This window comes from Cupriavidus sp. GW822-FHT03E04 (assembly GCF_058801495.1).
This window is the reverse complement of sequence record NZ_JBXANI010000076.1, coordinates 1-1,054: the sequence shown is the minus strand read 5'-3', so window position 1 is coordinate 1,054 and position 1,054 is coordinate 1. Positions and strand designations below refer to the sequence as shown.

General features: G+C 63.6%; 1 protein-coding gene. It reads right to left on the bottom strand.

Annotated elements, in window-relative coordinates; all coding sequences use genetic code 11:
- Nucleotides 1–1,054 (bottom strand): TraI domain-containing protein (locus AC1RQC_RS40335; protein WP_492886869.1); only part of this gene is annotated, 1,054 nt, incomplete at both ends.

Sequence of the window (1,054 nt, the reverse complement as noted above, 5' to 3'; positions counted from 1 at the left end):
CCCTCCTGCAGCCACCGCATGAATTGCAGCGCCAATGGTGGCGGGGGCGCTTCGTCACGTGGCGTCAGGGGCGGTAGGGCGGGCGTGGCTGGAACCACGGGTGGGAGAATCTCCGCTGGAGGCATTCTTGGCATGGGAGCGGGACGGCTTGTGCCGGTGTCTGCCGCTCTCTGTTGCCGGACCTCGGCCTGCAGGGCGGAGGCCGATTCGATCTCATCGAGGAAGTCCCCAGCGCTCAGGGTTTCGGGAGCCGGATCGTCAATCGATTGAGCCGCAATTGGTGCAGCGTCATGGGAGCTGACGCGGGAGACCGGCGCAGCATCCGGCTGGTTGGTGGCAGCCATTGACTCAGGTTCCGAAGCAGATGGGGCTGGCGCGCCAGCCATCGACGCGTTGGATTCGGGGGCTGGGGAAACCGGCCCAGTTTCCGTATTACGCGCGGCCGTAGAGGCAGCTTTCGAGGGACTGGTGCCGGATGCAGTCTCAGCTGGGTTGGGGTTTAGCGTGGGCATCGTTGCACCAGGATCCAGAATGACGATCCGGCCAGCGATGGCACTCGGATACTGCGACGGATCCCGATACAGTTTCTCCAACGGAAAACGCAGCACCCGCATATCTGCCGACCACGTCTCCAGCTCGATGCGGATGTGCCAGATCGCGCCATGGGTCAGTGGATTGGTTATCACGGCGCCATACTCCTGGAACGTGTCATAGATCCGCTCGTCCTTATCCGGACCAGGAATGCCCTTGCCCTCGCCCTTGGCGGCAAATGCCTGGCGCAGCTCCTCCACCAGTCGTTTGCAGACGAACCAGGCTTCTCCCCGGTAGATCCAGCCCACTGCGCCGGGACGGTTCAGCGGCAACCGTCCACCCTCCTCGAGCAGGGCGCAAAGCTCGCGCATCAGACGCTCAACCAGCGGCACAATCCTCGCTGAAGCAAACCTGGCACGGGAGCCGGACCGCAGGTTGTGTGCCACGGACTCTCGGTCGGCCTTGGTCACGATCTCGGCAATCAGGCTCTTCTCGTCGTGCTCGTCTCCCAGATAGGCCATCA